This window comes from Kitasatospora sp. NPDC059160 (assembly GCF_042755465.1).
In the GTDB taxonomy this organism is placed as follows: domain Bacteria; phylum Actinomycetota; class Actinomycetes; order Streptomycetales; family Streptomycetaceae; genus Kitasatospora.
The window spans coordinates 14,810-27,322 of record NZ_JBHZCN010000019.1; the positions used below are offsets into that span (position 1 = coordinate 14,810).

At 75.0% G+C, this 12,513-nt stretch carries 12 protein-coding genes; 6 read left to right on the forward strand and 6 right to left on the reverse strand.

The window, feature by feature from the left end; translation table 11 throughout:
* The first annotated feature begins 89 nt into the window (after positions 1 to 89).
* The 4 genes from ACFXOZ_RS10765 to ACFXOZ_RS10780 all read left to right on the forward strand — a co-directional run bounded on the left by ACFXOZ_RS10765 (position 90) and on the right by ACFXOZ_RS10780 (position 3,687).
* Positions 90 to 518: a hypothetical protein gene (locus tag ACFXOZ_RS10765; RefSeq protein WP_380589360.1), complete on the forward strand. Its 429-nt coding sequence runs from the start codon at positions 90 to 92 to the stop codon at positions 516 to 518.
* A complete protein-coding gene (locus tag ACFXOZ_RS10770; protein ID WP_380589363.1) occupies positions 515 to 2,305 on the forward strand; it encodes a GMC family oxidoreductase in 1,791 nt (596 codons plus the stop codon). Before ACFXOZ_RS10765 ends, ACFXOZ_RS10770 begins: the two co-directional genes overlap by 4 nt.
* The gene (locus tag ACFXOZ_RS10775; protein WP_380589366.1) at positions 2,302 to 3,144 is read left to right on the forward strand and encodes a hypothetical protein; all 843 of its coding nucleotides are present in this window, start codon (positions 2,302 to 2,304) and stop codon (positions 3,142 to 3,144) included. Before ACFXOZ_RS10770 ends, ACFXOZ_RS10775 begins: the two co-directional genes overlap by 4 nt.
* A gap of 69 nt (positions 3,145 to 3,213) precedes the next feature.
* Positions 3,214 to 3,687, forward strand: a complete 474-nt coding sequence (locus ACFXOZ_RS10780) for a hypothetical protein (RefSeq protein WP_380526100.1) — start codon at positions 3,214 to 3,216, stop codon at positions 3,685 to 3,687.
* Here the strand turns inward: ACFXOZ_RS10780 and ACFXOZ_RS10785 are convergent.
* The 5 genes from ACFXOZ_RS10785 to ACFXOZ_RS10805 all read right to left on the reverse strand — a co-directional run bounded on the left by ACFXOZ_RS10785 (position 3,653) and on the right by ACFXOZ_RS10805 (position 7,969).
* On the reverse strand, positions 3,653 to 4,696 hold the full coding sequence (locus tag ACFXOZ_RS10785; RefSeq protein ID WP_380589369.1) for a bile acid:sodium symporter family protein: 1,044 nt from the start codon (positions 4,694 to 4,696) through the stop codon (positions 3,653 to 3,655). The genes ACFXOZ_RS10780 and ACFXOZ_RS10785 overlap by 35 nt on opposite strands.
* Positions 4,693 to 5,010, reverse strand: coding sequence for a hypothetical protein (locus tag ACFXOZ_RS10790; RefSeq protein WP_380589372.1), 318 nt, complete (start codon positions 5,008 to 5,010; stop codon positions 4,693 to 4,695). The genes ACFXOZ_RS10785 and ACFXOZ_RS10790 overlap by 4 nt, the downstream gene beginning before the upstream one ends.
* Positions 5,007 to 5,891 (reverse strand): oxaloacetate decarboxylase, encoded by an 885-nt coding sequence (locus tag ACFXOZ_RS10795; protein ID WP_380526094.1) that lies wholly within the window; start codon positions 5,889 to 5,891, stop codon positions 5,007 to 5,009. Before ACFXOZ_RS10795 ends, ACFXOZ_RS10790 begins: the two co-directional genes overlap by 4 nt.
* 414 nt (positions 5,892 to 6,305) lie before the next feature.
* Entirely contained in the window at positions 6,306 to 7,181 is an 876-nt protein-coding gene (locus ACFXOZ_RS10800; protein WP_380526092.1) for a class I SAM-dependent methyltransferase, read from the reverse strand.
* A gap of 236 nt (positions 7,182 to 7,417) precedes the next feature.
* Positions 7,418 to 7,969, reverse strand: a complete 552-nt coding sequence (locus ACFXOZ_RS10805; protein ID WP_380589375.1) for a PadR family transcriptional regulator — start codon at positions 7,967 to 7,969, stop codon at positions 7,418 to 7,420.
* 147 nt (positions 7,970 to 8,116) lie between these two features.
* On the opposite strand from ACFXOZ_RS10805, the gene ACFXOZ_RS10810 reads away from it, so the two are divergent.
* Positions 8,117 to 9,454 (forward strand): MATE family efflux transporter, encoded by a 1,338-nt coding sequence (locus tag ACFXOZ_RS10810; RefSeq protein ID WP_380589378.1) that lies wholly within the window; start codon positions 8,117 to 8,119, stop codon positions 9,452 to 9,454.
* Positions 9,455 to 9,519: 65 nt separating this feature from the next.
* On the opposite strand, the gene ACFXOZ_RS10815 is transcribed toward ACFXOZ_RS10810, so the two are convergent.
* The gene (locus tag ACFXOZ_RS10815) at positions 9,520 to 10,008 is read right to left on the reverse strand and encodes a flavodoxin family protein (RefSeq protein ID WP_380589381.1); all 489 of its coding nucleotides are present in this window, start codon (positions 10,006 to 10,008) and stop codon (positions 9,520 to 9,522) included.
* Between the two features lie 1,074 nt (positions 10,009 to 11,082).
* On the opposite strand from ACFXOZ_RS10815, the gene ACFXOZ_RS10820 reads away from it, so the two are divergent.
* Positions 11,083 to 12,465: a serine hydrolase domain-containing protein gene (locus ACFXOZ_RS10820; protein ID WP_380589384.1), complete on the forward strand. Its 1,383-nt coding sequence runs from the start codon at positions 11,083 to 11,085 to the stop codon at positions 12,463 to 12,465.
* Positions 12,466 to 12,513: the final 48 nt, after the last annotated feature.

A 12,513-nucleotide genomic window follows, 5' to 3' on the forward strand; every position in this document is an offset into this window, starting at 1 on the left:
CGGACCGTGCCCGGTGGGCAGCGGCCTGTCATGTCTTGGCCATCCGCTCCTGGCCGTCCGCCGACGATCCCGGGGGTGCCCGCGTGTCCGTGTCCGACGATCGCACCGCAGCCGACGACCCGTACGGGCCCTGGGGGCCCGTCGAGGAGGACGAACTCGCCGACCTCGACGAGTTCCTGCGCGTCAGCGCCGAACTCACCGGCTTCGACGTCCCCGAACTCCGCGCCACCGGCATGGCCGACGAGCACCACCGCACCACCCTGGCCCACCGGGTCCGCGACGAGCACGCCCTGGTCCACCTCTGGTACGTCGGCGCCTGGCCCGGCGAGGCCCCGAGCTCCACCCGCGCCCACGACCACGGACTGGTCTGGCGGACCTTCCGGGGCAGCCCGCCCGGCGCCGCCGCCCCCGGGTACGGCAGCTGGGCCGAGGCCCCGTCCGGCAGTGCCGTGCCCAGCAGTGCCCCGTCCAGCAGTGCTCCGTTCGGCGGCGCGTCGTCCGGAGGTGAGCAGCAGTGAGCGCCCACTGGGACGCCGTCGTGGTCGGGGCCGGCTTCGCCGGCAGCCTGGTCGCCCAGCGCCTCGGCGCCCGGGGATGGCGGGTCCTCGTCCTGGAAGCCGGCCGGCCCGCACCGGGCAGCGCCGAGACCTCCGCCGCCCACCGCGCGGCCGGCGGCGGCCCGCCCACCTCGCCCTACCCGCACAACCCCGACGCCCCCTCACCCGACGTCACCGACCTCACCGGCCACCCGGACGGCGGCTACACCGCCGACGGGCACCTGCGCCAGTACGGCCCGCTGCCCTACGCCAGCGGCTACCTGCGCGCCAACGGCGGCACCGGACTGCTCTGGACCGGCCTCACCCCGCGCATGCACCCCGAGGACTTCCGCACCGGCGACCTCGGCCACGGCCGCAGCTGGCCGATCGGCTACCACGACCTGGAACCCCACTACCGCGACGCCGAACAGGAACTCGGCGTCGCCGCCGACGCCGAGGAACAGCGCCGCGCCGTCGGCCTGCCCCTCCCCGCGGGCTACGCCTACCCGATGCGGGCGATCCCGGCCAGCCACCTCGACCGGCAGCTGGCCCGCGCCCTCGACGGCCGGACGGTGCGCGACCCCGCCATGACCGACCCGGCCCGGCTCGCCGTCACCCGCACCCCGCACGCCCGCAACGGCCTGCCCACCCGGCCCGGCACCGGCCACGGCGCGCCCTGCGCCGGGAGCGCGAGCTGCGTCCCCGCCTGCCCGGGCGGCGCCAAGTACACCCCGCTGCGCACCCAGGCCCGCTGGGCGCCCGCCGTCGAACTGCGCACCGAGGCCGTGGTCAGCCGGGTGCTCGCCGACCCGGGGACCGGACGGGCCACCGGGGTCGAGTACCTGGCCGGCGGCACGGCGCACCGGGTGACCGCCGACCTGGTGGTGATCGCCGCGCACGCGATCGAGAACGCCCGGCTGCTGCTGCTGTCCGGCCTGGCCAACCGCAGCGACCAGGTCGGCCGGAACCTGATGGACCACCCCGCGCTGCTCACCTGGGGGCTGATGCCCGGCCAGGTCGGCCCCTACCGGGGGCCCGGCTCCACCAGCGGACTGGAGGCCTTCCGCTTCGGCGGGGCCCGCCGGCACCGGGCGCCGTTCCGGATCGAGATCGGCAACTGGGGCTGGTCCTGGGCCGGCGGCGACCCGGCGACCGAGGCCGCCGCGCTGCTCGCCGCCGGGCTGCGCGGCAAGGAGCTGCGCGAACGCCTCGGCGACCGGCTCGGGCGGCAGTTCTCGCTCCAGTTCGAACTGGAGCAGCCCGCCGACCCGGCCAACCGGGTCACCCTCGACCCGCAGCGGCGCGACCCGCTCGGCCTGCCCGCCCCCGCGATCCACTACGACCTGGACGGCTACGTCCGCGAGGGCATGGCCTCCGCCCGGGCCGTCTCCGACCAGCTCTTCGCCCTGCTGGGCGCCGAGGACCACACCGCCTACCCGGGCGCGGGCTGGCCCGGCCGGCTGGAGCACCGCGGCGCCGTCCACGGCTACCGGGGAGCCGGCCACGCCGGCGGCACCCACCTGATGGGCGATTCCCCCGGCAACTCCGTGGTCGACCAGTGGCAGCGCTGCTGGGACCACCCCAACCTGTACGCCGTCGGCTGCGGCTCGATGCCCTCGCTCGGCACCTCCAACCCCTCGCTCACCATGGTTGCCCTCGCGCTGCGCAGCGCCGAGCGGATGCACCAGGACCTGCTGGAGCTGCGGCGGCCGGCCGCCCTCTCCCCGCCCCGCACGCCCGTACCCCCCTCGTTCTCGGAGCCCTCATGACCGGCCTGCCGCTGCCGCCCGTCCCGGAGCCGTACCACCTGCCCTTCCACTACGGCGCGCTGCACAACATCGGCGTCGACTACCTGGTGGACCCGGAACGGGCCCGCCGGCTGCTCGACAAGCGCCACCCCGGGCTGAGCGCCGCGACCTTCGACGGCGGGGCCTGCGTCTCGCTCAACTACCAGCTGTACTTCGCCCAGTACCCGAACGGCGGCGGCAGCACCGAGGAGCTGGAGATCAACCTGATCGCCCACCCGGTGTTCGCCGAGGACCGCATCCCGGTGGTCAACTACGGCCAGTACGCCCGGGGTTACGACCAGACCAAGCTGCTCGGCATCGCCCGGCTGCACGTGCTGTGCGACAACCCGCTCGCCATCGACGCCGGGCGCCGGCTGTACGCCGAACCCAAGCACCCCGGCTGGTTCGAGACCACCCTGCCCTCCCTCAACGCGGCCGCCGTGCGCGAACGGTGGAGCATCTCCTGCCGCCGGGGCGAACTCGGTCCGGAGGGGCTGCGCCGCCACCAGGAGGAGATCCTCGCCCTGGACGTCGACCTGGTCGGCCTCACCCCCGAGCCGGTGAACAACACCCCGATCACCGGCTACGGCACCGACGACGAGGGCCGACTGCTCGCCGGACCGCTCAACGTCCACCAGCCGTACCGCTACTACGCCCTGGACGACCGCACCGCCGACCGGGTCCGGCTCGACCTCGGCAACCCGGCCGAGGAGGCCGCCCGCGACCTCGCCCAGCTGATCGGCGAGGCCCCGGCGGCCGGCGTCTGGACCTACCAGTCCGCGCCGGTGGCCGCCCACCACCGCGCCTACTACGTCCGGTGACGGCACGCCCCTCTCCGGAGTGAAACCGCGTCGCCGAGGAGGACGGGCCCCGCTAGTCTCGCGTCCGACATGGACGACACCCACGAGATCGACGGGCTGAGCGACTTCGAGGCGCTCGACCACCTGCACGAGCCCGGGGCCTACCTGCGGCTGGCCCGACGGACCGCCCAGCCCGGGGTGCTGCGCGTGCTGGCCCGGTGCGAGTACTCCTTCGTCTGGCACGAGATCGCCCGTAACTCCGCTGCGCCCGTCGATGTGCTGGTCGCCCTCGCACCCCGGCGGCACGACAGTTGGGACGACAACTGCCTGCTGCGGTTGTTAGCCGCCCGCCCAGAGCTCACCGGCGAGGCCCTGGACGGGGTGGTCGAGCTGGTGGCCGAGCGGCTGCGGGAGGGCGAGCGGCCGTACGCCGCGGTGCTGCTGCTGGCCCGGCGGCCGGGTGTGACGGAGGAACGGCTGAGCCGGCTGGGGCACCTGCCCGGTGCCTCCAGCCGGCTCCGCCGGGGGATCAGCCGTGCGCTGGCGGCCCGCCCGCCGGGCTGAGTTCGGCCGCGGGCTGCCCGCCGGTCGCGGCCGGCTCGGGTGCCCGGGCGGCCCAGCGCCCGGCCAGGACGGTGCCGACCACCAGTTGGAGCTGGTGGTAGGCCATCAGCGGCAGCACCATCACCCCCGCCTCCGACCCGAACAGCACGGTGGCCATCGGCAGCCCGTTGGCCAGGCTCTTCTGCGAACCGCACAGCATCGCCGCGATCGCGGCCGGGCGGTCCAGCCCCAGCCCGCGCGCCCCGAGCCCGGTCGCCGCCAGGGTGGCGGCGAGCAGGGCCATCAGCACCACGACCATGCCGAGCAGGGCGAACGGCGTCGCCTGGTGCCAGATGCCCTGGGCCACCGCCGCGCTGAACGCCGTGTAGACGACCAGCAGGATCGAGCCGCGGTCCACCGGGGTCAGCAGCCGTTTGTGACGGGCCACCAGGCCGCCGATCCACGGCCGCAACACCTGCCCCAGCAGGAACGGCGCCAGCAGCTGGAGCCCGATCCGCAGCAGCCCGTCCGCCGACAGCCCGGCGTGCGAGCCGAGCAGTCCGGCGACCAGCAGCGGGGTGAGCACCAGCCCGGCCAGGCTGGAGTACGTCCCCGCGCAGATCGCCGCCGGGACGTCGCCCCCGGCGGCGCCGGTCAGCGCCACCGAGGACTGCACCGTGGACGGTACCAGGCAGAGGAACAGCACCCCGGCCTGCAGCTGTTCGGTCAGCGGAACCGGCGTCAGCAGCGCGGTGGCCAGGCCGAGCAGCGGGAAGAGACCGAAGGTGGCGGCGAGCACCAGGCCGTGCAGTCTCAGGTGGCGCAGCCCGGCCAAGGTCTCCCGGGTGGACAGCCGGGCGCCGTACAGGAAGAACAGCAGGGCCACGGCGAGGTCGCAGGCCGTCGCGGCGAACCGGGCCCCGGCGCCGGAGGCCGGGAACAGCGCGGCCAGGCCCACCGTGCCCGCCAGCGCCAGCAGGTACGGGTCGAACCTGCGCCACCACGGCGGGCGTCGGGCGCGGGCCGTCACGGCCCGGCTCCGCCGCCGACCGGGCTCCTGGTCAGACCCCCGGTCAAGCTTCCGTCCAGGCCTCCGACCAGGGACCCGGCGCCGTCGTGGTCGCTGCCCGCGGAGCCGCCGCCCTGTTGGAGGTTGGCCGTGCGGTCGACCTCCAGCCAGGAGTCGGCGTGCGAGTTGTCGACGACCGTGATCAGGCTGCCGCCCGCGGCGGCCGGGGCCGCGCCGACCGCGAGCAGGGCGCACGCCCCGGTCAGCCCCAGGACGGTGGCCCGCAGCGCGGCGGCCGCCGAGGACGGGGCGGGCCGGCGCGGCCCGGGGCTCAAGCCGTCACGTCCGCGAGCCGCCGGGAGCGCGTGATGTTGCGCTCCAGCAGTTCGGTGGACTCCCGCACGCCGACCGGCTTGGCCAGCTCGGCCTGGGAGGGCAGGCGCCCGTCGGCGCTCTTGAGGCCGGTGAGCGCCTCGTCGATCGCCCGGTGGGCGGCGAACAGGCACGGCGTGCTGTAGATCGCGACATCCACCCCGAGCTCGGTGAGCTCGGTGAGGGACAGCCGGGGGGACTTGCCGCCCGCGATCTGGTTGAACAGCAGGGGCTTGTCGCCGACCTCCTTGCGGATCCGGCGGATCCACTCCTCGCTGCGCACGCCGTCCACCAGGACCACGTCGGCGTCCGTCTCGGCGAGCGCGCGGGCGCGGCGCAGGATGTCCGCCTCCTCGGTGGCGTCGGTGCGGGCGACCACCAGGAGGTCGGTGCGGTCGGCGAGGACGAGTTCGAGCTTCGTCAGGTACTCCTCCAGCGGGAGGACCTGCTTGCCGTCGGCGTGCCCGCAGCGGCGCGGGCGCTTCTGGTCCTCCAGGATCACGCCGGAGGCGCCGATGGCCTCCAGCCGGCGCACCACGTGGCAGGCGACCTCGGGATCGACGTAGCCGTCGTCGATGTCGACCAGCAGGTGGTGCGTGGGGAACGCGCCGCGCAGCCGTTCGACGAAGGCGACCATGTCGGGCCAGGCGATGAAGCCGATGTCCGGCAGGCCGTAGTACGAGGCGGCGAAGCCGAAGCCGGAGACGAACATGCCGTCGTAGTGCTCGGCCGCGATGGAGGCCGAGTACATGTCGTGGACGCCGATCAGGGGCGTGGTGCCCTGGTCCGCGATCGCCGCGCGGAGCCGCTGCCCGGGGCCCGCGGAGGTGGAAGCGTGGAACATGGGTCTCTCCTGACTCGCAAGGATTTTGCCTGAACTTGGCTTTCTCAAGACCAAATCGAGGTGCCATCACTATGCGGTCTTTAAGGGTCCATGGGCAAACCTTTAATAGAGATTCACCCATGTGAGTGAACGAATTTTCGACAATGCGTCAGTCATATGAAGTAAACATTCCGGGTCCGATCTGAGTGCGATACGAGTCCGGGATGACGGCCGGGTGACGGCGGTGCCACGGCCCGCTCAACGGCGCGGAGCGGCGCCGCAACGCGGACCGCCGCCGCAGCGGACGCTGCGACGGCGGTGGTGGCGGAGGTGCTGGTGGGGCTCCGGCGGGCCCCCGGGACGGTGTCCGGGGGCGCGTCGGATCTGTCGGGATCGCGCCGGAGCGGGGCCGGGGCCGGGGCTGCTCCGGTGGGGTCAGGCGCTCGGGGTGGGGCGCACGGCGCGGCGTTCGCGCAGGGTGCGCAGGACCCGGCGGGTGGCGCGGGTGGCGACCGGGGGGAGGAGGTCCAGGGCGATCCGGCGGGAGGCCGAGCGCTGGAGCTGGGCGGGCGTCTTGACCTGGTAGTTGAGGCGGAGGACCTGGTGGCCGGCGATGCTGTCCTCGTCGACGGCGTAGTCCTCGGCCCGCCAGTCGCGGGCCAGCAGGGTCCGGCGGGCGGCGGCGGCGTCCCCCCAGGTGCCGTAGAACTTCATCGGGGTGAGCAGCACCGGCTGGAGTCCGCCGGTGAAGACGGCCTCCCAGACGGCGGCCGAGACGCCCGGGGTGTGCTCCGAGCGGTAGTCGTCCAGCGAGATCAGACCGTCCTCGGCGAGCGCGGCCCGGGCCACCAGGATGTCCCCGCTGACGTGCTCGTACAGGTGCGAGGCGTCGACGTGGACGAAGCGGCAGCTGCCCGCCGGGATCCGGCCGTCGGCCAGCACCGAGGTGGGGGCCTGGACGATCTCGGGCAACTCGGCGTGGAAGGCGAGGTAGTTGGACTCGAAGGCGCTGCGGGTGAGGGTCTTGCGGTAGGACATGGACATCTCGGCGGCGTTCTCCGCGTCGGAGGCCTCGGAGTCGAAGAGGTCGCAGACGGTCAGCCGCTCGCCCGGCCGGAGGTGGTCCCCGAGCAGGACGGCGCTGCGGCCGAGGTAGCTGCCCAGCTCCAGGATGTCCCCGCTGACCCCGGCGGCCGTCTGGGCGGACAGCAGATGGGAGAACGCGGCCCGGTCCAGGCCGAAGAACCAGCCCGGGATGTCGTCCCGCCGGAGCGGGGCGGGGCCGGTGGCTGCGGTCTCTTCACTGGGCACGGCTGCCTCCAGGGGGCGGGCGGGGCGCGGTGGTGGATCACGCCGGCGGAGGGTCGCCGTGGTCGTGAGGCAGGCCATCATAGCCACGCCCGGGCTGCCCCGGGGCGGGTTCGGAGGGCGTGGTTCCGCGCCGGGGCGGGGCCGTTCGACGTGCCGTTCGGGCCGCTGGTCCGCGCCCCTTGGGGCGCCCGGGCGGTTCGGGCGCCACCGGTTCGCGGTGAGGCGCTGTCAGGGGGTCACCGCGGACCGGCGGCGCCCGCGGCGCCCTCCAGCCCGGCGATGGTCTCGGTCAGCCAGGCGCGCTCGGCGGCGCCGGAGGCCCGGGCGACCAGCAGCATGCCGCGCCGGAACGGGTTCGGCTCCCGCTCGGCGGTGACCGGTCGGCCGTCCCCGTCGTAGAAGAAGCTGCTCGGCGCCTCCAGGAAGTCCAGTCGGCGCCGGAGCACGGCGGCCTGCCGGTCCGGGTCGGCCAGGTGGTGGAGGAAGGCGGCGAGGGTGAAGAAGCGGATCTGGTCGGTGATCTCGGCCTGTTCGGGGTCGGCCAGTCGCCGCAGCAGCTCCGCCCGGCCCTCCGGGGAGAGTTCCAGGGTCTGGCGCGGTGCGGCGCCGCTGCCGGGTTCGGTGCGGCGGTGCAGCAGGGCGGCCTTCTCCAGCCGGGTGATCGCGGGGTAGAGCGCGCCGTCGCTGACCGGACGGACGTGACCGGCCAGCCCGGTGATCCGGGACTTGAGTTCGTAGCCGTGCAGGGGCTGGTCGTACAGGAAGCCGAGGATCGCGAGGGTCAGCACGGTCGGAGCCCTTTCGTCGGAGTGCGCCCCATGATGCGCCCCGTACCGCGGATGATGCTACCTCTTGTCGAGGTGCCTCGATTCGATGTATATCCATTCGAGGCAGTCGCCCGCTCCGGTGCGGGTGGCGCGACGATGGGGGAACCCGTGCGTGAACAGTCCGTCCGGCTGGCCTTGTTGGCCGGACCGGTCTACGCGGAACTGCTGTCCGGAGTGGTCGCCACGGTGATCGGGACGCTCTGGGTGGCCGGGCTCGGCGGGGCCGCCGTCGCCGCCGTCACCCTGGCCGGAACCCTGGAGAACCTGCTGCTCGGACTCGTCCTGGTGGTGTCCTCCGGCGTCAGCGTCCGGCTCGCCCGGGCCCTCGGCGCCGGGGACCGGGACGGGGCCGGGCGGATCACCCACGCCGCCTGGCGGCTCTGCGCGCTCGGCACCCTCGCCCTCGCCGCCCCCGGCTTCCTGCTCCGGGACCGGATCGCGGAGGCCTTCCTCGACGGCGAGGCCGCCGTCAGGGCCGCCGAATACCTCACCGTCGCCTTCCCGGCCTTCGGGCTCTTCTTCGCCCAGCGGGTCGCCGACGAACTCTTCAAGGGCGCCGGCGACACCCGCACCCCGATGCGGATCGCGCTGCTCTCCAACGCCCTGCTGCTGGTCCTCGACCCGCTGCTGATCCTCGGCGCCGGCCCGCTGCCCGCCCTCGGCGTGACCGGCGCGGCGCTCGCCCTGACCGTCTCCCGGGCGATCGCCCTCGCCGTCACCCTGCGCCTGCGGCCCCGGGCCGGCGGGCCGGTCCGGGGCGTCGGCCCGGCGGCCGTCGGCATCCTGCGGGCCGGTGCGCCGTTCGGACTGGACTTCACCGCCCGGATGGCCGTCGGCACGGCCCAACTCGCCCTGGTCGCGGGCTTCGGGGTGGCGGCGGTGGCCGGGTACGGCATCGGCTACCGGCTGCTGCTCCTGCTCACCATGGCCTTCTACGCGCTGCGCCAGGCCGCCGCCCTCCGGGCCGCCCACCTCGCCGGGGCCGGCGTGCCCGAGCCGCTGCGCGACCTCCGGAGCGCCACCGCCCGGCTCGCCGTCGGGCTGGGCGCCGCGGCGGCGCTGCTGGCGGCGGGCGCGGCCGGCCCGCTCACCGCGCTGTTCACCGACGACCCGGCGGTGGCCGCCCAGGCCACGGGGTTCCTCCACCTGACGGCCCTCTACCTGCTGCCGTACGCCCCGGCGGTCGCCCTCGGCGGCTACCACCAGGCGACCGGGGCCGGGCGGGCGTTGGTGGTGTCGGCGGTGTGCGGGCTCGGTGGGCAGTTGGGGGCGGCGGTGGTGCTGTCGCACTGGTGGGGGGTGGACGGGGTGTGGGTCGGCCAGGGGGTCGGTGCGGTGGTGCAGTTGGTGCTGTTGGTGGTGCTCACCCGGCGTGGGGACGGTGGCGGAGGGGATCCGGGGCTGGGCGTGGCGCGGGCCCGGGTGGCGGGCCTCCGGGGCAGGTAGGCGGTCCGGTGGTCGGGCGGGGGCCCGGCCACCGGACCCGGGGTGCGGGGTTCGGGACGTCGGGCTCAGGACGTCGGCGTGGTCGCGCTCCGCAGGCGCTCGGCGAAGGTGTGGGCGGCCGCGAGGTCGCGGCTGTCGGGGCGGTGCTTGTTGATCCCGCCGACCAGGCGGAACGGGAGCCAGGTGTCGTGGCCGCGGGCCGTGAAGCCGTCGACGATCCGGAAGCCCTTCACCGCCAGGGCGCGCTCCGTCGGCCGGGTGAAGGGGCGGAAGCCGGGTTCGGGCAGGCCGCTGGTGGCGAACACGAAGGCCCGGCAGGGGTGTTCGGCGGACGGGAGGACGGACGGAACGGTGCTCACGAAGCGCCGTAGGCGCGGGTGGAGGCGGCCGGTGAAGACGCCCGAGCCGAACCCGACCAGGTCGTAGCCGGTGAGATCGGCCGGGTCCAGCTCCTCCGGTGCGACCACCGGCGCGGCCAGCGGCCGGGCGATCGCCTCGGCGATCCGGCGGGTGTTGCCGTGGGACACCGAGACACACACGATGACGGCCTTCATGGTGAGGACGCTCCCTTCGTTCTTCGTCGTGCAGGTACCGGATGGACCGGGCAGCGCGGCGGAACGTGACATCGGGGGTCGTGGCATCGCGGGTCGTGGCATCGCGGGTCGTGCGCCGCCGAGCGGCGCGCGGCCCGGGCCCCGTGCGCCGCTGATCCCCGCGAGCCGTCCCGAGCCGCCGTGCGCCGTTGCGGAACGCGAGTCCCCCGGTACGGCGCACCACGGTGCGCCGCCGGCTCCGGGAACACCGCACGGCACGTCCGAACCACGGGCCCTCCCCTTTCACCCCCGATATCCTCCGTCGCATTTCCGCACAGCCGTCCCGAGCGTCATTGTGGCCACTCTGCGGTGTCGGTGAAAATCTGGTTCCGGCCCGTCGGGATCCGACGGCCACGGTTTCGGCCAACCAATTCACAGGCGTCATCAGGCGTTCCGTCCGTGGTCGGGAGCCACACCAGGGATTTCGTCGGTCCGTTTCCCATGAGAATTGCTTTCCGTTCAATCGGAAGGGGTTGCGAGCGGGTGATCCGCCGTGAAGACTGTTCCGCGTTCGTCTTTCGAACGTTCGGTCCGTCAAGGATTGCGCTGTCTCCCGGGGCCGTTGCGGAGAGGGTTCCGCACGGTGGTCGCGGGGGAGGGGCGCAGGGGGGATTGCGATGCCGGGTGGGGCGACCCTGCGGGGTGCGGGCCGACGGGCCCGCAGGCCGGAGTGTCCGGGGTGCCAGTCCGGTCCCGTCGGCCCGGGCCGGGTATTCGGCCGCGCGGGGCTTTCCGCGTAGCGGGAAAAACGGGTCGTATTCGTGCCGTCCGGCCGCCGCGCGCCGTCGTGGCCCGGAGCGCCCCGTGTGCGCCGTCGTCGCGCCGTGCCGCGCCGGGAGGCGCCTCCATTCCCGTTCGTGTCGGGCCGGTTGCTGCCGGACGGCGTTCGGTCGATCGCGTTGTGCGCGCGGTACTTCGCGCTGCGCTGCGCCGCCGGCCGTGAATCCGGCAGAGCGTTCCTCGGCAATCCGTAATTCCTTCACGGGCGCGCCGTCGCGTCCGCACCCGAGAACCAGTCAACGGGAGCCACCGCCCATGCCGTACCCCGTTTCCGCGCCGGTCCGCGAGCGCGTTCCGCAGCTGCTGCGGCGCGAGTTGCAGCACCGGCTCGACACGCTCGCGCGCCGCCACCGGGTGCCCGGGGCCCAACTGGTCCTGGACACCGGGGCGGAGGTCGTCGCCCTGCACACCGGCGTGGCCGACGCCGCCACCGGCGCGCCGCTCACCGGGGACACCGCCGTACCGGTCGGGTCGCTCACCAAGCCGTACACCGCGGCCCTGGTGGTGCTGCTCGCCGACGACGGGGACCTCGACCTCGACGACCGGGTCGCCGCGCACCTCCCCGAGTTCCGCCCGCTCCGCGAGGTGACGATCCGTCAACTCCTCGGCCACACCGGCGGACTGCCCACCGGGCCGGACTCCGACACGGCCGCCCGGAGCACCGCGGCGCACTACCTGGCCGAGGTCTGCACCGCCCGGGACGCGCTGTTCCCGCCCGGGACGGGCTTCTCCTACTCCAACGCCGGCTACGTCGCCGCCGGGCGCCTGGTGGAGACGGTGACCGGGATGCCCTGGCCGGAGGCCGTCGCGACCCTGCTGCTGGAACCGCTGGACACCGTGCCCGCCTTCCTCGGTCCGCTGCCGGCCGGCCCGGCCGCGGCGGGGCGCCCGCTCGCCGCCGGGCACGCCTTCAACGCCGCGACCGGCCGGGTCCGGCCGGTCCGGCAGAACCTGGCCCCGGTGGAGGCGCCCGCCGGGGCGCTGCTGCTGAGCGCCGCCGACCTGGCCGCCTTCGGCGCCGCCGCGATCGGCCGGGCCAAGGCACTGCCCGCGGACGTCGCCGACGAACTGCGCCGCCCCCAGCCCGGGGCCCGCCCGGGCGCGCTCGCGGACGGCTGGGGCGCGGGCCTGGCGCTCTACCGGCAGGACGGGCGGCTCTGGTGCGGCCACGACGGCAACGCCATGGGCACCTCCTGCCACCTGCGGGCCGAACCGGACGGCGGGACGGTGGTCGCCTTCACCGGCAACGCGGGCAGCGCCACCGCACTCTGGCGGGAACTCGCGGCAGAAATGGCCGAGTTGACCGGAATCGCGGTGCCCGCCGCGATCGCCCCGGTGGCCGCGGGGGAGCAGGAGCCCCGGGGTGTCCCGGCCGAACTGCCGGAGTGCGCGGGCGACTACCGCAACGGCGGGATCCGGTACCGCGTCGAGGCGGCGCACGACGGAGGGCTCACCCTCTCCGTGGACGGCGACCTGCCGCTCCCGCTGCGCTGCTACGCCGACCTGCGCTACGACCTGATCGCGCCCGACACCGGCCGGCCCGAGCCGGGCGGGTGGTTCCACCGCGACCCGGCCACCGGGGTGGTCGACCTGGTGCAGGTGTCCGGGCGCACCGCGCGGCGGACCGGGCCCGCCTGAGCCGCCGCAGGCGGCGCCTGCCGTCGCACCGCCGCCGTACCACCGTCG